The 16,314-nt window shown below is 69.2% G+C and carries 24 protein-coding genes; 11 read left to right on the top strand and 13 right to left on the bottom strand.

Annotated elements, in window-relative coordinates; translation table 11 throughout:
- The first annotated feature begins 47 nt into the window (after positions 1-47).
- Positions 48-551: a hypothetical protein gene (locus tag AB0B68_RS23250; RefSeq protein ID WP_357201684.1), complete on the top strand. Its 504-nt coding sequence runs from the start codon at positions 48-50 to the stop codon at positions 549-551.
- Positions 552-665: 114 nt separating this feature from the next.
- The gene (locus tag AB0B68_RS23245; RefSeq protein ID WP_357201687.1) at positions 666-1,400 is read left to right on the top strand and encodes a peptidase E; all 735 of its coding nucleotides are present in this window, start codon (positions 666-668) and stop codon (positions 1,398-1,400) included.
- A gap of 3 nt (positions 1,401-1,403) precedes the next feature.
- Here the strand turns inward: AB0B68_RS23245 and AB0B68_RS23240 are convergent, their stop codons facing one another.
- Positions 1,404-1,973, bottom strand: coding sequence for an exonuclease (locus tag AB0B68_RS23240; RefSeq protein WP_357201690.1), 570 nt, complete (start codon positions 1,971-1,973; stop codon positions 1,404-1,406).
- 143 nt (positions 1,974-2,116) lie between these two features.
- Between AB0B68_RS23240 and ychF the strand changes: the two genes are divergently transcribed.
- Complete coding sequence (ychF, locus tag AB0B68_RS23235; RefSeq protein ID WP_355010165.1) at positions 2,117-3,202, top strand: redox-regulated ATPase YchF; 1,086 nt, start codon at positions 2,117-2,119, stop codon at positions 3,200-3,202.
- Between the two features lie 118 nt (positions 3,203-3,320).
- On the opposite strand, the gene AB0B68_RS23230 is transcribed toward ychF, so the two are convergent.
- Positions 3,321-3,860, bottom strand: a complete 540-nt coding sequence (locus tag AB0B68_RS23230) for a hypothetical protein (protein WP_357201694.1) — start codon at positions 3,858-3,860, stop codon at positions 3,321-3,323.
- 687 nt (positions 3,861-4,547) lie between these two features.
- On the opposite strand from AB0B68_RS23230, the gene AB0B68_RS23225 reads away from it, so the two are divergent.
- Positions 4,548-5,234, top strand: coding sequence for a hypothetical protein (locus AB0B68_RS23225; protein WP_357262638.1), 687 nt, complete (start codon positions 4,548-4,550; stop codon positions 5,232-5,234).
- Here the strand turns inward: AB0B68_RS23225 and AB0B68_RS23220 are convergent.
- Positions 5,227-5,793, bottom strand: coding sequence for a DUF3592 domain-containing protein (locus AB0B68_RS23220; protein ID WP_357201700.1), 567 nt, complete (start codon positions 5,791-5,793; stop codon positions 5,227-5,229). The genes AB0B68_RS23225 and AB0B68_RS23220 overlap by 8 nt on opposite strands.
- A gap of 40 nt (positions 5,794-5,833) precedes the next feature.
- On the opposite strand from AB0B68_RS23220, the gene AB0B68_RS23215 reads away from it, so the two are divergent.
- Positions 5,834-6,604 carry a class I SAM-dependent methyltransferase gene (locus AB0B68_RS23215; RefSeq protein WP_357262668.1) on the top strand — a complete coding sequence of 257 codons (771 nt, stop codon included), beginning with the start codon at positions 5,834-5,836 and terminating at the stop codon, positions 6,602-6,604.
- Positions 6,605-6,993: 389 nt separating this feature from the next.
- Here AB0B68_RS23215 and AB0B68_RS23210 read toward each other — a convergent pair whose 3' ends face one another.
- Entirely contained in the window at positions 6,994-7,545 is a 552-nt protein-coding gene (locus AB0B68_RS23210) for a nucleotidyltransferase domain-containing protein (protein ID WP_357262635.1), read from the bottom strand.
- A 55-nt stretch (positions 7,546-7,600) separates the two neighbouring features.
- Positions 7,601-7,966: a DoxX family protein gene (locus AB0B68_RS23205; protein WP_357201706.1), complete on the bottom strand. Its 366-nt coding sequence runs from the start codon at positions 7,964-7,966 to the stop codon at positions 7,601-7,603.
- A gap of 100 nt (positions 7,967-8,066) precedes the next feature.
- On the opposite strand from AB0B68_RS23205, the gene AB0B68_RS23200 reads away from it, so the two are divergent.
- Positions 8,067-8,444 (top strand): helix-turn-helix domain-containing protein, encoded by a 378-nt coding sequence (locus AB0B68_RS23200; RefSeq protein WP_357201709.1) that lies wholly within the window; start codon positions 8,067-8,069, stop codon positions 8,442-8,444.
- A 171-nt stretch (positions 8,445-8,615) separates the two neighbouring features.
- On the opposite strand, the gene AB0B68_RS23195 is transcribed toward AB0B68_RS23200, so the two are convergent.
- Entirely contained in the window at positions 8,616-8,990 is a 375-nt protein-coding gene (locus tag AB0B68_RS23195) for a VOC family protein (RefSeq protein ID WP_357262632.1), read from the bottom strand.
- Between the two features lie 114 nt (positions 8,991-9,104).
- On the opposite strand from AB0B68_RS23195, the gene AB0B68_RS23190 reads away from it, so the two are divergent.
- Genes AB0B68_RS23190 through AB0B68_RS23180 form a run of 3 tightly spaced genes read left to right on the top strand, consistent with a single transcriptional unit; the run spans position 9,105 to position 10,356 of the window.
- Complete coding sequence (locus tag AB0B68_RS23190; RefSeq protein WP_357201715.1) at positions 9,105-9,563, top strand: SRPBCC domain-containing protein; 459 nt, start codon at positions 9,105-9,107, stop codon at positions 9,561-9,563.
- Entirely contained in the window at positions 9,560-9,910 is a 351-nt protein-coding gene (locus AB0B68_RS23185) for a metalloregulator ArsR/SmtB family transcription factor (RefSeq protein ID WP_357262629.1), read from the top strand. The genes AB0B68_RS23190 and AB0B68_RS23185 overlap by 4 nt, the downstream gene beginning before the upstream one ends.
- A gap of 2 nt (positions 9,911-9,912) precedes the next feature.
- Positions 9,913-10,356: an SRPBCC domain-containing protein gene (locus AB0B68_RS23180; protein ID WP_357201721.1), complete on the top strand. Its 444-nt coding sequence runs from the start codon at positions 9,913-9,915 to the stop codon at positions 10,354-10,356.
- Here AB0B68_RS23180 and AB0B68_RS23175 read toward each other — a convergent pair.
- The 6 genes from AB0B68_RS23175 to AB0B68_RS23150 all read right to left on the bottom strand — a co-directional run bounded on the left by AB0B68_RS23175 (position 10,340) and on the right by AB0B68_RS23150 (position 14,747).
- On the bottom strand, positions 10,340-11,617 hold the full coding sequence (locus AB0B68_RS23175) for an MFS transporter (protein ID WP_357262625.1): 1,278 nt from the start codon (positions 11,615-11,617) through the stop codon (positions 10,340-10,342). The two genes, AB0B68_RS23180 and AB0B68_RS23175, sit on opposite strands and share 17 nt — an antisense overlap.
- Before the next feature lie 82 nt (positions 11,618-11,699).
- On the bottom strand, positions 11,700-11,900 hold the full coding sequence (locus AB0B68_RS23170) for a hypothetical protein (protein WP_357262622.1): 201 nt from the start codon (positions 11,898-11,900) through the stop codon (positions 11,700-11,702).
- 98 nt (positions 11,901-11,998) lie between these two features.
- Entirely contained in the window at positions 11,999-12,730 is a 732-nt protein-coding gene (locus tag AB0B68_RS23165; RefSeq protein WP_357262619.1) for a class I SAM-dependent methyltransferase, read from the bottom strand.
- A 223-nt stretch (positions 12,731-12,953) separates the two neighbouring features.
- Complete coding sequence (locus tag AB0B68_RS23160; RefSeq protein ID WP_030337500.1) at positions 12,954-13,316, bottom strand: PH domain-containing protein; 363 nt, start codon at positions 13,314-13,316, stop codon at positions 12,954-12,956.
- Positions 13,317-13,326: 10 nt separating this feature from the next.
- The gene (locus tag AB0B68_RS23155; protein ID WP_357262616.1) at positions 13,327-13,866 is read right to left on the bottom strand and encodes a class I SAM-dependent methyltransferase; all 540 of its coding nucleotides are present in this window, start codon (positions 13,864-13,866) and stop codon (positions 13,327-13,329) included.
- Entirely contained in the window at positions 13,863-14,747 is an 885-nt protein-coding gene (locus AB0B68_RS23150) for a LysR family transcriptional regulator (protein ID WP_357201736.1), read from the bottom strand. Before AB0B68_RS23150 ends, AB0B68_RS23155 begins: the two co-directional genes overlap by 4 nt.
- Positions 14,748-14,861: 114 nt before the next feature.
- Between AB0B68_RS23150 and AB0B68_RS23145 the strand changes: the two genes are divergently transcribed.
- Positions 14,862-15,311, top strand: a complete 450-nt coding sequence (locus AB0B68_RS23145; RefSeq protein ID WP_357262613.1) for a VOC family protein — start codon at positions 14,862-14,864, stop codon at positions 15,309-15,311.
- Here the strand turns inward: AB0B68_RS23145 and AB0B68_RS23140 are convergent.
- The gene (locus AB0B68_RS23140; RefSeq protein ID WP_112604995.1) at positions 15,298-15,606 is read right to left on the bottom strand and encodes a 4a-hydroxytetrahydrobiopterin dehydratase; all 309 of its coding nucleotides are present in this window, start codon (positions 15,604-15,606) and stop codon (positions 15,298-15,300) included. The two genes, AB0B68_RS23145 and AB0B68_RS23140, sit on opposite strands and share 14 nt — an antisense overlap.
- Before the next feature lie 183 nt (positions 15,607-15,789).
- Here AB0B68_RS23140 and AB0B68_RS23135 point away from each other — a divergent pair, with 183 nt between their 5' ends.
- Positions 15,790-16,236 carry a (deoxy)nucleoside triphosphate pyrophosphohydrolase gene (locus AB0B68_RS23135; RefSeq protein WP_355010145.1) on the top strand — a complete coding sequence of 149 codons (447 nt, stop codon included), beginning with the start codon at positions 15,790-15,792 and terminating at the stop codon, positions 16,234-16,236.
- Positions 16,237-16,314: the final 78 nt, after the last annotated feature.

The raw sequence follows: 16,314 nt of genomic DNA, 5'->3' as shown, positions 1-16,314 counted from the left end.
TCGTGCCGGGTAGCGTCCGGCCACCAACTGAAGAAGGGGTGCGGCGGATGACGAGCGTGGCGGGTTGGGCGGCGGCGTCGACACCGGGTGCGTTCCCGCCGCTGCCCCGCGCGGTGGCGCAGTCCTTCTACCGCCGGATGCGGGCCGTCGCGCCGGCCGCCGTCGGCGCCATCGAACGGGACCGGGCGGGCGACAGCGAGCAGAGCTTCCCCGACACGGCCTGCGGCCGGTTGGCCGGCTCACTCGATGACGCGGGCCTGCGGGCCCTCGGGATGTGGACGCACCACTGGTGCATGCGCTTCTACGACGACGACACGAGCGTCGGCCGGCGGTTGATCCGCGAGATCGCCGCGCGGCCTGGGCTGGGCTGGACGGCCGACGAGGTGCGTTGGATGCTGCGCGAGTCGGTCTCGGCCGGGCCGGCCGCCGCCGACCGGTTCACACTGCCCCGCGCCGCCGCCGGGCAACTGCCCCCGGCCGACCGTCGGGCCCTGGGTCACTGGCCAGAGGTCGAGGTGCCCCGCCAACGGCGGCCCGACCAGTCCAGTTGATCATGGCGAGGTCCGACCGCCACCCGCGGCTGGCGGTCGGCCCCACACCGAGCGCGCCGGAGACCGGCTACGGCAGGATGGACACCGCACCGCCCTCGACGGAAGGACGCTCCGATGCCCGCCAGCGAACCGACCATCATCGCCACCAGCATGGGCTTCTTCCGGGGCGACCGCGGGCCGTACGACCTGCGCCCCAGCCCGGTCTTCGAGCTGGCGGCCGAGTTGGCCGAAGCCGGTCCGCAGCCGCGGCTCTGCTACCTCGGGCAGGCCGTCGGCGACCAGCCCACCTCGCTGACCGCCGTCTACAGCGCGTTCGCCGACACCCGGTTCCGGCTGTCACACCTCGCCCTGTTCCCGATGCCGAACGTCGAGGACGTCCGCGCCCACCTGCTCGCCCAGGACGTGATCTGGGTCGGCGGTGGCAGCGTCGCCAACCTGGTCGCGGTGTGGCGGGTGCACGGGCTCGACGAGATCCTGCACGAGTGCTGGCAGGCCGGCGTGGTGCTGGCCGGCGTCTCCGCCGGCTCGATCTGCTGGCATGTCGGCGGTGCCACCGACAGCTTCGGCCCCAAGCTGCGCGGCTTCACCGAGGGCCTGGCCTGGCTGCCGTACGGCAACGGGGTGCACTACGACAGCGAGGGCCAGCGCCGCCCGCTGATGCACGAGCTGGTCGGTGACGGCACGCTCCCCACCAGCCACTGCACCGACGACGGCGTCGGCCTGGTCTACCGGGGCACCCGGCTGGTCGAGGCAATCGCGGACCGCGAGGGCGTTTCGGCGTACGAGGTCAGCCGCGGCGCGGACGGCAGCGTCCGGGAGGCGGTCATCGCCCCCCGCCAGCTCGGCTGAGCGTCACGCCTCCTCGACCGGCTGTCGGCGGCGCAACACCGCGTCGAAGACCTGGGCCAGCTCGGCGGCGTCCTCCCCGGCGTGGTGCGTGTGCGGCATGTCGTGCAGGCCCAACTCGTGCTTGATCGTGTCCTGGTGGGTCCGGGCCCAGTCGCTGCCGGTCAACCCCATCCAGTAGCTGCGGAGATCAACACCGGAGCCGGTCGCACCGAACGGGCTGTGCCCGACGAAGCGGACGAAGTACCAGTGCACGAACATGCCGTCCCAGACGGCCGGGGCGGCGAGGAAGACCGGACGGCCGACCCGGCGCAGCCCGTCGACCCAGGCCGCTGCGGCGGACATCGCCTCCTGCGCGGTGGGTGCCTCCCGCAGCAGCCGGTCCCGGTCCAGGCCGGAGACGGCCAACGCCGCCGGGACGAACTCGTCGGAGATGGGACGCAGCTCGGTGTAGAAGGTGAGGTCCGGGCGGCCGGCCACGGCCATGCCCAGCGAGATCATGCTGTACGGCCCGGGGATCGGCCCGTCCGCCTCCACATCGACGGCGATGTACAGCTCGGGCAACGTCGAGGTCATCCCACCTCCAGCAGCGGAACGTCAAACGGGGAGATTAGCAACGCCTGACGGAGCGCGGTGGGAGCGACGATCGACCAGCGGCGCGGCGACGAATCGGAGCCGCGTGGACCGGCCCGGCCGGGACCGGCGTAAGCTGGCCCGTCGTGAGTCTCACCATCGGCATCGTCGGCCTGCCCAACGTCGGCAAGAGCACGCTGTTCAACGCGTTGACCAAGAACGACGTGCTGGCGGCGAACTACCCGTTCGCCACCATCGAGCCCAACGTCGGCGTGGTCGGGCTGCCCGACGAGCGGCTGGGCAAGCTGGCCGAGATCTTCTCCTCGCAGAAGGTGCTGCCGGCGCCGGTGTCGTTCGTCGACATCGCCGGCCTGGTCCGCGGCGCGTCGAAGGGGCAGGGCCGGGGCAACGCCTTCCTGGCCAACATCCGGGACGCCTCGGCGATCTGCCAGGTCGTCCGGGCCTTCTCCGACCCGAACGTGGTGCACGTCGACGGCAAGGTCTCCCCGGCCGACGACATCGAGACGATCAACACCGAGCTGATCCTCGCCGACCTGCAGACCCTGGACAAGGCGCTGCCCCGGTTGGAGAAGGAGGCCAAGCTCCGCAAGGACCGGGCCGCCGCTGTCGCCGCCGCGAAGGCCGCGATCGAGGTGCTCGACGGTGGCACCACGCTCTACTCCGGGGCCGCCGCCGCCAAGATCGAGCTGGAGCATCTGCGCGAGCTGCACCTGCTCACCACAAAGCCCTTCCTGTACGTCTTCAACGTCGACGAGGCCGAGCTGGCCAACGAGACGTTCCTCGACGAGCTGCGCGCCCTGGTCGCCCCCGCCGAGGCCATCTTCATGGATGCCAAGATCGAATCTGAGCTGGTGGACCTGCCCGAGGACGAGGCCCGCGAGCTGCTGGAGTCGATCGGGCAGAACGAGCCCGGCCTCAACCAGCTCGTCCGGGTCGGCTTCCGCACCCTCGGCCTCCAGACGTACCTCACGGCCGGCCCCAAGGAAGCGCGCGCCTGGACCGTCCCGGTCGGCGCCACCGCGCCGGAGGCCGCGGGTGTGATCCACAGCGACTTCCAGCGCGGCTTCATCAAGGCCGAGGTGGTCTCCTACCACGATCTGGTCGAGCACGGTTCGATGGCGTCGGCGAAGGCGGCGGGCAAGGTCCGCATCGAGGGCAAGGAGTACGTCATGCAGGACGGCGACGTGGTGGAGTTCCGCTTCAACGTCTGAATCCCCGGCCTGTTCCCGCAGGTGCCTACGTTGTCGCTGTCCGTTGAACGTTCAGGTGACAGATCTGTCTCGGGACGCGGATCTCACGTCCGGTCAGACATCCGGGGATGACGGCAGGTCACCCTACGGTGAAGCCGCCATGGCTGACGGTTTGTCTCAGCCAGTCAAGCCAGGCCGCCCACAGGTCATCCCCCTCCAGCTCTGCACGCAGCTGCGGAGGCGAAGCCTGATAGCGGTCGAGCGCTTCCTCAATCTCCCTCGCTCCTACCAGCCATGGACCGTTGCTCGTGAGCTTGAACTCTGGGATGCCCACCATCCCAGGGATCGCCTGGGCTGAGGCCGCCCGTTCGGCCTCGTTGTAGGCGTCGCGCCGGCTTTGATCGGCAGACTGCCAGTCGTCGATGCCCTCGAACGGCCAGGCGGGGAAGGGCCGCGGGGTTGCTTGGTAGGTCATGCCCGTGCGGCGCATGCCGTCGCGGCAAAGGCCCATGCCGGCGATGTTCAGGTGGAACCGATAAGTAGCCGCAAGCGTCTCGTACTCGCTCAGGCATGGAGGAGCGTGCACGCACAGATCCCCCAGGTCGGAGCACGTTTCGAAGCGCGAGCGAGCGGTCGACGCAGGTTCGGGCAGATCAGCCCACTCAAGTTCGTAACTCATGAGGCCCCTTCGCTGCCGGCGCGACAGCCAGCGCTCGGCGTCATGACATTCTGCCGACCAGCACTCGGTGAAGTGCCACCCACGTCCCGATACTGATCTGTCACGCAGGTCATGAGGCCGGACAGCCGGCTGCCGGCCGGGTGGTGAGAACGTTCTGTACGTTCTGAAGGAGGAGCGCGCCGGTTCCGCGTGGCAAGTCCCAAGCATGGGGGCGGTGGCCGGCGGCGGCCCGCCCCGGCATTCGCATTTCCCCAGGTCAGGCAGCCGCCGCAACTCGTCGTGCGATGGCTCGTGCAAATAGCTTTGACGCCCCCATGAATGATGGCCGCATGAGAGACGCGAACTCCGTGTTGGTCGCGTTCCGCCTGGTGCTCGTGATCTTCTTCTTTCTCCTGTTCGTACTCGGTGTCCGTCTCGCCGTGGCGCGACGGTTCCCCGTTACCTGGGCTCGGCCCGCGCATCCGACGGAGAGCCAGCAGTCCCGACAGGTCCGCGTTGGTGTCGGTGTCGTGTTGGTTGCCACGAGTGTGCTGATCCTGGAAGGCACGTCGCTCATACCCATGCCCTTCCTGATCTCGGGCATCTTGTTGGCGGTGGCAATGCTGGTTCCTTCGGGACGGCGGGTCATCGGCGGACCAGACGGCGGGGCGCGCCGTTACGGCTGCATCGAGGCTGGATACTCCCGGCATGAACCAGATCTGGCCGGTTCTTCTCGTCGCCGCGCTTGGTGTTATCGGGACCCTCGGGGCCGCTATTTCGACCCAGTTCCTCACCACTCGCCGCGAGGACCGTCGGTGGAACTTGGAGCGCGAACGAGAGCAGGAACGCTGGGAGCGGGAGCGCCAGGACCGAGCGGCGCAGTGGCAGCGAGAGGATGAGCTTCGGCACCGCGAGTCCCGCGAAGAGACCTACAAACAGTTCATGCAGACCGTCTGGAACTGGGGTCGAAAGGCGGCTGACATCAGGCAGATGATCGAGGCCGGAGAGGGTCATCTGTTCATTGTGGATACCGATGAACTCTACGATGCCAGCGTAAAAGCCGTAGGTATCATGGCGGAACTGGAGCTATCGGCCTCCGCGCCTGTCCGAGACTCCGCCCGTGAATGCTGCGACCTCATGTCGAGGTTCGTCTCCGAAGTAGATGCCGTACTTCCTATCTCGGAAGGAGCGGACGGACTCGACGTGCCTGTCAGGCTTCACGACAGCTACAAGGTTGTTGCCAGAAAGACCGTTGAACTGATGCGCGCCGATCGTGGCCTCATGTCTCTGGCCGCAACCAATCCGCATATGCTGCCGAATCGTGAGTCTGTGAGCCAGCGGCTGGTGCCCAGGACGATCAGCGACAGCTGCCGACCGGCGATGTCGATCACTTGAACGACGTTCGTCGCCGACTCGGCTTGCGTTTCCTTCCGGCCCTGGCGTTCGCGAGCTGTCGACGGCGTTGGTCTCGTTGCTGCCGCTGCCAGTCCTGTCGCCGGTGGCCGCGTCGTTGCTGGTGAAGGCGGGCGATCACGGCCAGCGCCATCCACCCGGACAGAAGGAGTCCTGCCGCTCCGACCACCCCCTGCAGCCGGCCCCGATGCCCGCTGAGGATGCCGAAGTCGGTCACGAAGTCATCCGGGTCGTTGGGGTTGACCCAGATCCGCACCGCGCTGCCGGCCGCCAGGCAGACCTCCCAACAGCCAACCTCGGCCTGACGCTGAGCACCGGCGAATTCGTAGCTCAGGTGCATCGTCTTTCGCCGCTTGTGCACAAGTTCATCGACGACTGCCTGGGCTGGCACACCATGGACCCGCAGTCGGCTCTCCCAGGCGTCGTTGTCCTGAAAGGTCTTGAAGGGCAGCCACAACATGACCATTCCGACCACGAGGCCGAGCGTGTAGACGGGGTAGCGGACGCGCCACCAGCTTTGCAGGATCTGCACGCTGGCCATGGTGACAGTCGATGTCGACGAGCGGCGGTACGTTGACCGGGTGACGGAACAGTTGCTTCGATCATCGTTCGGCGCGGCGGCGACCGCGTACGCGGAACACCGCCCGGATTACGCGCAGGCCGCAGTGCGGTGGGCGCTGGAGCCCGCCCCCGGCCTACGCGTGCTCGACCTGGGCGCTGGCACCGGCAAGCTGTCCGCGACGCTGGCGGCGGTGGGCGCGGACGTCGTGGCTGTCGAACCTGACCCGGCGATGCTCGCCGAGCTGCGCCGTGCGGTGCCGACCGTCAATGCCCTGGCGGGCAGCGCCGAGGCCATCCCGTTGCCGGACGGGTCCGTCGATGCCGTGCTCGCCGGCAACGCCCTGCACTGGTTCGACATGGCCGTCGCGGGGGCGGAGATCGCCCGGGTTCTCGCCCCTGGCGGCATCCTGGCCGGTCTGTGGAACATCATGGACGACCGGATCGACTGGGTTGCCGGGCTCGAAGGGGTCAGCGGGAGTGCGGCCATCGGCCCGCGTGACACGTTGAGCAGTTGGCGCGCCGCGACGGCGGACATGCTCGTTCCGAGCCCCGGCCTGATCGCCCGGTTCGAATCGGCAGAGCAGGCCGAGTTCCCGCACGGTCAGCGGCGTACGGCCGACTCGCTCGTCGCGACGCTCGCGACGCGGGCCGGGATGCTGGTCATGCCGGACGAGGAGCGAGAGGCCACCCTCGGCCGGATCCGGTCCTTTCTCGGGAGCCGAGCCGAAACCGCGCACGGCGAGTTCACGCTGCCGATGCTGACCGGCGTGCTGCGCGCCCGCCGGAGCTGACGGTCGGAGACCTGGTGAACCGGCACGTGCAGCCGAGGGGTGTCTCTGCCGGCGGCGCGGACAAGATGCACCAGCGGGCCGTCCTCACTGACATGTTCGGCTGTCCCGTCCTGACTGGCGAGGACCTCCGGTAGGTCAGGGGCGGGCGGCCTTCTCGCCATGGACCGCCACGTACTCCGCAGCGAGCCAGGGCCCGAGGTCGTCGATGAGTTCGCCGAGCACGCCCGGAGCCGGCGAAGGCCTGCGGCCGACGACAGCAGCTCTACGCATCTGCCCGGCGCGTTCCGGATAGTGGAGCCCGAACGCCTCGGCGGACTGAGTAAGGTCGCTCGTCCAGCCTCCCCATCGAGGCATGATCAGCGTGAATCCGGTCCTGACGATGCGACGAGCTACGACCCGGCTGAGGGCCTTACGTTGCTGGTCAGTGTCCGCTTCGGCTGCCTGGCGGCGCCACCCCGGAAGCGCAAGGGAGAGGTCGCCGTTCGTCTCGCGGGCGAGCAGGGGAGTGGGCCGGTAGCGGGGGAGTTGGTCGGCGAGGTCGTCGCCCAGCAGGGGGTGCACAGGCAGGCGACGAAGAATCCAAGGTCGTGCCGCTCAAGCTCGCTGAGCAGCGTACGTGCACTGAACAGCAGGATGCCCACGCCGTCGATCTGCGGGAAGGACCGGTCGAGGTCCTGCTCGATGCTGGTGGCAGCCGCACGGTCGGCCTCGGTTGGTTCGGTGCGCAGGGCGAGAAGCAGGTCGAGGTCGGAGACGCCGAGGATGGCGGTGCCGCGCGGGATGCTGCCGTAGATGTAGGCGCTGTGCAGCCGACCACCGTCGAACGATTCGGCTATCCGAGCGCGTGCCGCGTCGACAACACCGGCGAAGGCGGCCGGGACCCGACTCAGTGCACCCTCGCGCGCAATCCAGCCCTCGACGTCCAGTCCTCTTCCGGCCATGGGGACACTCTGCCGGAGCCACCGGTCCTGCCGCTCTCGCGCCTTCGTTGGGCGCTCAGAGGGCGGCCGCGATCCAGGTGACGATCGCGCCGACGACGACCAGAACCAGGTTCAGCCAGACGTCCTTCCGTTCGCCTCGGGAGAGGTGGAACCCGGCCGCGAGGACCTGCAGGATCGTCAGCCCGGCGGCTGCCGCGACGGCGAGGACGGGTGCGATTCCCGTGAGCGGCGGCAGGATGAGGCCGACGCCTCCGAGCACCTCCAACAGGCCGATGGCGCGTACGCCGGCCATCGGGACCGCGGTGCCTGCCCACGCCATCATCGGTGCGAGCTGCGCCTGGCTCCGGACGACCTTCATACCGCCTGAGTACAGGTAGAACAGCGCGAGCAGCCCGCCGACGATCCAGTACGCGATCTCCATCAGTCCCCCGTGGTCGCGAGTAGTAAGTAACCAGATCCTGGGGCATGATCGAGGGCTCTACAAAAGGCACATCGCTGTGCCCTACCCACATCGAGGGGTCATGTTGAAGCACGGGAAGTCGTGTCTGATCCGTGGCGACGGCGGCCGTGCCATTCGCGGCATCCTCAACCGGATCGGCGACAAGTGGAGCCTGCTGGTTGTGGCTACCCTCGACGGCGAACGCATGCGCTTCAGCGAGTTGCAGCAGCGCATCCCGGGGGTTTCTCAGCGCATGCTGACCCGGACCCTTCGGCACCTGGAACGCGACGGCCTCGTCTCCCGGCACGTCTTCGCCGAGGTGCCTCCGCGCGTCGAGTACCAGCTCACCGACACCGGCCGCACGCTGATCGGGCCCGCAGTGACCCTCGCCGAGTGGGCTGTCGAACACAACCCGGACATCGAGCGCAATCAGCACACCTACGACCTGCGCGAGCGCTGACCTGCGGGTGGTTGCGGCGCTCCGAGGGCCGGGGCAACCGCCCGTCACGGCGCGCCACGGGTCCGCGCGGATCTCCTGTGTCCCTCGGACGGACGGTGAGGTCGCTTGTCCAGAGTGGGCACATAAGCCGGGAGGTGATCGGCCAGGTCGTCGCCCTCGCCGGATCTCGCCCTACTGCTCGGCCCAGGCACCCAGCTCGTTGCCGCTGGGGTCGGTGAAGTGGAACCGCCGGCCACCGGGGACTTCGTACGGCCCGTTGACCACCTGGCCGCCGGCCTCCTTGACGGCCTGCACGGACCGGTCCAGGTCGGTGGAGTAGAGCAGCACGAGTGGGCCGCCCGCCCGAACCTCCGCGTCCAGACGGAGACCGCCGACCTCGGGAGCGGCGTCGCCGTGTGGGCTGCGGATGCCGGCGTACTCCGGCCCGTAGTCGTTGAACTGCCAACCGAACGCATCGGCGTAGAAGCGCTTGGCCACGGCGAGGTCGGTCACCGTGAGCTCGACGTAGTCAATGGCGTGGTGTCGGTGTGGCGATGGCTCAGACATGCGCCGATCGTGCACCCCGGGTACGACGAAACCCCGAAGCGCAACGAAAGGTTGCGCGATGGGTGCCGGCTGTCGTAGGTTAAGTGCAACCAAAGGTTGCGAAAGGTTGTGGACATGGAACAGGGAACGATCGAACGCGACATCCACGTCAACGCGTCCCCCGAGGTCGTCTTCGAGGTGGTCAGCCAGCCCCAGCACATGCGGGAGTGGTGGCCCGACGACGCGCGGTTCGAATCCGTCGCCGGTGCGCCCGGCGAGCTGATCTGGCGCGACGCCGACACCGGCGAGACGAAGACCGTCGCGCTCGCCGTCGTCGAGGTCGACCCGCCGAAGCGGTTCTCCTTCCGGTGGTGCTTCACCGAGCCGGACCGGAGCGGGCAGGCGCTGTTCGTCACCTTCGACCTGGTACCCAGCGGCACCGGGACGCTGATCCGGATGACCGAGACCGGATTCCGCGAGCTGGGTTGGGAGGTCGCCGTCCTGGAGGAGCAGTACCGCGACCACGAAAACGGTTGGGACCACTACATGCCCCGGCTGGGTGAGTACGTCGCGCGGCTGGTCGCGACCCCGTGAGCGCGGTGGTCGACGACGATCTGTGGTCGGCGATCGGCGACCCGATCCGGCGTACGATGATCGATCTTCTTCTCGCCGACGGGCCGGGCACGGCCACCTCGTTGAGCAGGCGGCTACCCGTCACCCGTCAGGCCGTCTCGAAGCACCTTGCGGTCCTCGACCGGGTTGGGCTGATCCACGCCGAACCGGCCGGTCGCGAGCGCCATTACCAGGTGGACGAGGCGCAACTCGCCCGCGCTGTCGCCCAACTGTCGGCGGTCGGCTCCACCTGGGACTCCCGACTGCGCCGGATCAAGCGCATCGCCGAGGCGATCGAACGCACCCGCACCAACGACGAAGGAGACTGAGAATGGCCGACATCCTGCACCGGGTCGGCGTCGTCGCACCGCTCGACGACGTCTACCGAGCGGTAGCCACGCCGGAGGGCCTCGCCGCCTGGTGGACCACCGACACGGTGGGCAAGAGCGAAGTCGGTGGACAACTGGCCTTCCGGTTCGGCGATGCCGGCGGCTTCGACATGGAGGTCCTGGAGCTGAACCCCGCCGGGCGGGTGCGGTGGCGCGTCGTCGACGGCCCAGAGGAGTGGGTCGGCACCGAGGTCGACTGGCGTCTCGACCAGCGCGGCGAGTACACGATCGTCCAGTTCGCGCATCAGGGCTGGCGCGAGCCGGTCGAGTTCATGCACCACTGCAGCACCAAGTGGGCGCTGTTCCTGATCAGCCTCAAGGAGCAGGTGGAGACCGGCCACGGCCGACCGGCCCCGAACGACGTCCGGATCAGCGACTGGCACTGACCTCGGTGACAGCCGGATCGCCGGGGGTTCGCGCGCTCCGCCGCGAGAGCGCAAACCCCCCGGCGGTCAGGCCGAGGGCCACGATCGCCACGGCGCAGAGCAACAGCGTCGGGCGGGGGCCGATGGCACCCACCAGCGGCCCGCCCAGCATGGTGCCCAGGGGCACCGCCAGCACGAGGATGGCACCGTTCGCGGCGAGCACCGCGGGCAGTCGGGCGGTCGACGTGCTGCGCTGGAACAGCGCCATCGACGTGGACATGTACGGCGCCCAGATGAAGCCCGCCAGGGCGAACGCCGGCAACGACACGCCGACCGGTACGCCCAGGCCGAGCGGCAGCATGGCAACGCCGAACGCGACGACGATGCCGATGGTGGTGGCTCGCAGTGGCCAGCGGCGGAGATAACCGGCGACCAGACCCCCGGCGAGACCGCCGACGCCGAACGCGGTGTAGTAGGCGCCGAGCAGCGTCGCGGAGGCGTGCAGGTCGTCGGTGATGTGGATCGGCATCGCCACGTACACCGGCCCGAAGAGGAAGAAGAACCCGAGGCTCAGCACCAGCAGGCCCAGCAGGGCCGGGTTCTGGCGGATGACCGCGAAGCCGGCCGTTCGCGAAGCGCCGCTCTCGGACCGTGCGGGTCCGTCGTTGGCGGGAAGGGCGAGACGGTACGTGAGGGCCAGCGCGGCGAAGGTTGCGGCGTCGATGGCGATGACCCAGACCGGCCCCACCCAGCCGATCAGGATGCCCGCCAGTGGCGGGCCGACGATTATGGCGAACCCTCCGATGGTGCTGAGCACGGCATTGGCCGGCAAATGGTGTCGCTGCGGCAGCAGTTCGGCGATCAGGGTGAATCGGCCGGCGGAACCCCACGAGTGCAGCAGCGCCGACGCGGCCAGCAGAACCACGTACAGCCCGATGGTGAGCACGCCGGCAAGGTGGGCGAGGGGGATCGCCGCGAGCGCGCTGGCTCGCAGAATCGCGTCCCACCCGGCGAGTTGCGCGCCGCTTCGCCCGCGCAGCAGCCGACCGAAGACGACGGTCCCGGCCGCGCTGGGCAGCGTGTACGCCGCCATGGCCAGCGCGATCCAGGTGCCCCGCTGATCGTGCGGGGCGAGTTGGATCGCGAGCCAGGTCACCGCGACCACCGCCAGGCCGTCGCCCAACGCGGAGACGGCCAGCCCGGGTAGAACGCGTCGGAGTTGAGGGTGACTGACCACCGGCCAGTACGGAGAGGAGCGCGGGAATCGGGAGGCGTCGGCCATGCAGTCAGCTCACCCGGCGAAGGACCTGCCCATCAATACCTAGCTGCTGGCAGCAGAATCAGCCGAGGGGTGAAAGGCCGAATCACCGTTGTGGGCCGTCGTTTCGGCGGACAGCGCGGAAGGACGAGCCGATGCTCGCCACGATCGAACCCACCGAGGCGAGCGACACCGCCACAGTGCCGGCCGTGTCGGCTGCGCCGCCCCCGGTCACCTTGAGGATGATGCCGGTGACCATGAGGACGACCGACAGGGCCAGGACCACCTGGATGGCTCGTCTGCTCATGGCGGCATCTCGCTCTCGGTCGGCGGGAGATCGGCTCGGGTTCCGTGACGTCGGGGCGATGACTGCTCGACTTTCCGGAACCCGAGCCGATCAAACCGCTACTCCTTGCGGTAGACCGAGATGTGCGACGGGCTGTCGGCCTGGAACGGTCGCCGGTGCCAGTCGGCGTACCGCTCGGTGAGCCGGAGCCCAGCCCGCTGCGCCATCTCGTCGATCTGGTGTGGCCAGGCGTACCGCATGGCGAACGGCTTCAGGTGCACACCGTCCGCGTCGAACGTGATCGTCTGCCGGATGAACCGCTGCGCCGGCCGGTCGTACCGGTGCAGTCGGATCGTCGCGGAGTCCTCGGTCACGGCACGTACCTGCACCTGCTCGTCCTCGTCGAAGTCGCGCGGGTCGGGCACGAACGTCTCGATGACGAACGCGCCGCCGGGCGACAGCACCCGGGCGACGTTGCGGAAGCAGTCCGCCTGCCGCTCGGCGTCCACCAGGTTGAACAGGGTGTTGAAGACCAGGTACGCGAGCCGGAACTCACCGGCCACCGGCACGTCCGCCATGTCGGCGACGACCACCGGGATCCGGTCGCCGCCGGGCTTCGCCCGCAGCTGCGCGACCATCTCCTCGGACGCCTCGACGCCCTGCACGGCGATGCCGCGTTCGGCCAGCGGCAGCGCGACCCGGCCGGTGCCGATCGCCAGTTCGAGAACCGGACCCCCGTCGGCCAGGTCGGCCAGGAAGTCCACGGCTGGCGCCGGGTCGGGGTTGCCGGGGCCGTCGTAGTCGGCGGCCCAGAGCCGGCCGAAGAGGCCGGGATCGTCGAAGACCGACATCAGCGGCCTCCGGGGTTGAAGTCAGTGGCGCTCAGCAGCGCCAAGGGAACAGTCCTGCTCACGAAGTCTCGATTCCTCGGGTCGGATGACGGTTGGTTCGGGGGACTTCGTCGTGTTGGGCATGGTGGCTGCTCCCTTCGCGTGACTGTCGACCGAGGACACCAGACACGCCGTGGGCCCGGCAAGGCAATTACGCCAGCCGGGCCCACGACGAGACGTGCGGTCAGGAGATGTGGTGCAGGATCACGTTGTGCACGTGGTGGCTCTTCTGCGCGCCACGGAACTCCACCTCGTAGGTGTGCGTACCGACGTGGATGGCGATGGCGCCGGTGGAAAAGAACGAACCACCCCACGACTTGTTGCTGACCACGCTCACGCTGGTGATCTTCGAGTACGGGATGCTCGTGATCGCGAACCGCTTGCCGACGAACGAGCGGTCCTGGATGATCACGCGCCGGTCGGTCAGCCCGATGAACCCGGTACCGGTGCCGACGGCGTCGTAGACGGCGATGATCTGCTCGCCTTCGAGGAGGCCACTCTCGATCTGCTGGACCTGCTCTTTGCGGTCGTACGCGATGTTCGCCATGTGCCCCAGGTTAGGAAACCGGCGCCAACGCGCCCACCCGGGCGACGACCACGAACTCGCCGCCGTCGGGCAGCGTGACCACCCGGTGCGAATCCACCGGGTTCCACCGCTCCCAGCGACGGTCCGCCGGGTCGCGGGCGTCGAACACCAGCCTGCCGCCGGGCACGAGCGCCCGGGCCAGGTCGGCGAGGGTACGCGCCCACTCCGCATCGTCCACGAAGAACTGCGCGACGTGGCTGGTCAGCACCGCCACGTCGAACGCCCGCTCCGGCAGTAGCGCCGAGGTGCCCTCGATCCAGGTCACCCGATCGCCACCCGGTCTGGCGCGGGCGGCGGCCAGGGACGCGCCGGCCGGGTCCAACCCCGTGACGGTGTGGCCGGCAATGGCGAGGGCAACGGTCAGCCGGCCGGTGCCGCAGCCGAGGTCGAGCACCCGGGCGGTCGGGGTCTCGTCGACCACCGTCTGGAAGAAGTCGTCGTCCGGCCCCCACCGGCACTCGGCGTCGTACACCTGGACCAGCCGGTGGTGGCGGAACTCGGCGTGCCTCATCGGGGGTTCGCGTCGGTCGCGGCGCGGACGAACTCGCGTACCCGGGTGGTGGTGTTGCTGGGCAGCCAGACCGGCCCTCGTTCGATCGGTGGCGCGTCGTGGATGGGCACGTACGCCACGTCGGGGCGCGGGTAGTAGCGCCGCGTGTGCTCGCCCACCGGCAGGACTCCCCGGCCCAGCGCGACCACTGACAGCATCTCGGAGAAGGTGTTCCCGGCGGGCCCCTTCGGCACCGTCCGGCCGGACGGGGTGCGCTCCGGGGTGCGGTCCCGCTTGAACTCCGTCGACGTCACTGTCGGGTACTGCACCACGGGGTGGTCGGCGAGCACCTCCAACGACACCGACCGTTCCCGGGTGAGCGGGTGACCCGCCGCCACCGCGAGCACCCGGTCCTCGCAGAGCAGCGCCGGGCCGGTGGCCATGCCGTCGAACGGGTACGAGGCGATCAACACGTCGGTCGAGCCGTCGAGCAGCCCGGACCGGGTGGTGGACAACTGCGCCTCGTGCACCTCCACCCGACAGTCGGGGTGCCGTTCACCGAACAGGGCCACCGCCCGGAGCAGCACCGGCGCGGTCCACTCGCCGAGGAACGCCACCCGCAGCGTCCCGGTCACGCCCCGGGCGGCGTCGGTCGCGCGGCGGACGGCCTCGTCCATGCCTGCCACCAGCGGGGCCAACTCGTCGGCGAGCTGTCGGCCGATCGGGGTGAGTCGGACGACCCGACTGGTGCGGGCGAACAGCGGTGCGCCGATCTGGCGCTCCAGCTTCTTCACGATGTGGCTGACCCGGCCGGTGCTGAGGGTCAACCGCTCGGCGGTCCGGCCGAAGTGCAGTTCGTCCGCGAGGGTCAGGAACGTCTCGACCTCGTACCGCTCCAGCACACCAATCCCATCGTTGACCTGTGGGCAACGATCGTAGCGGCATCAGGTCTTGGTCGGCGCCCCTCGTCCGGGGATCGTGAACGCGGCAGGGAAGACCGAACGAAAGGCTCCGACATGAGCATTGGCAACCACCCGGCCGGCGTGAGCGCGGTGCGGGTAACCGGTTTCGACCACCTGGTGCTGACCGTCGCCGACGTGGAACGCTCCCTGAGCTTCTACTGCGACCAGCTCGGGCTGGCACCGGTACGGGTCGACGAGTGGCGTGCGGGCACCGTCCCGTTCCCGTCGGTCCAGATCAGCCCCGACAGCATCATCGACCTCGTCCGCGGTGAGCCGCAGGGCGCGAACGTGGACCACTTCTGCCTCGTGGTGGCTCCACTGGACTGGACGCAGGTGATCGAGTCGGAGGTCTTCACAGTGCTGACCGGGCCGGTCAGCCGGTTCGGCGCGCGCGGTTCGGCGACCTCGATCTACGTGCGGGACCCGGACGGCAACTCGGTGGAGCTGCGCTGGTACCCGCAGGACGCCGGGTCGGATGCGGAGACGGTCGTCAGGCCTCGGTGACCGCCCGGTAAGCGTCCTCGATGCGGGCGGCCAACAGGACCTCGCCCTCGGTCAGGGGCTCGCCGCTGCCGTGCCCGACCCGGATCTGGGTGCTGTCGGCCCGGCGGCTGATCTCGGGTCGCAGATGCAGCGCATCCGCGACGACCTTGACCCGTTCAGTTAGTGCGGCGTGTTGGGTATCGTCGATCACGAGCGTCCGTCGGATCTGCTCGCCCTCGCGCGTCCAACCAGATAGCAAGGTCAACGCGTCGGAAAGGTAGTCGTGCTTGGCCCTGCTGTTGAACAGCACGCGCATCACCGCACCCCCCAAGCGCCGTTGCCGGCTTGTGGCCAAATCGTCGCCATCCCGTGTCTTGTCGGTGCCCCCTAGTCTCCCGCTGCTCGGAGGGGGTGTCCACGCCCACACTTCCGTGTCTTGCTGGCCTAGCGGACGGCTACGGTACCCAAACCGCCGATTGATCTGGCACCCTGGACGCCCGTGCGGACCGAACGGGCGAATGATGGCGGGCAGGCCGAACGACGGGACCTGAAGGTGATCGTCGGCGCGGCGATCATCCGGGATGGGCGGGTGCTCGCCTGTGCGCGTTCCGCCCCACCCGAAGTAGCGGGCATGTGGGAGTTTCCGGGCGGAAAGGTCGAGCCGGGGGAGGCCGAGACCGACGCGTTGATCCGGGAGTGCGCCGAGGAGTTGGCCGTACGCGTCGAGATCGGCGCCCGGGTCGGCCGCAACGTGCGGATGGCGCACGGCCGCTCGGTGCTCAAGGTGTACGCGGCCCGCCTGCTCGGCGGCGACCAGCCACAGGCGCTGGAGCACGAGGCGCTCCGCTGGCTCACGGCCGACGAACTGGACTCGGTCACCTGGCTCCCCGCCGACGCCCCCATCGTGGCCGCCCTTCGCCCCCTCCTCCTGCGCAACCCTCGTTGATCATGAAGTTATTGCCATGACACGCCGCGCAGGAGGGCAATAACTTCATGATCAACGGGGGCCGGGGCCGGGGCCGGG

It is taken from the genome of Micromonospora sp. NPDC049049 (genome assembly GCF_040649115.1).
In the GTDB taxonomy this organism is placed as follows: Bacteria; Actinomycetota; Actinomycetes; order Mycobacteriales; family Micromonosporaceae; genus Micromonospora.
This window is presented reverse-complemented; position numbering and strand designations above follow the sequence as displayed.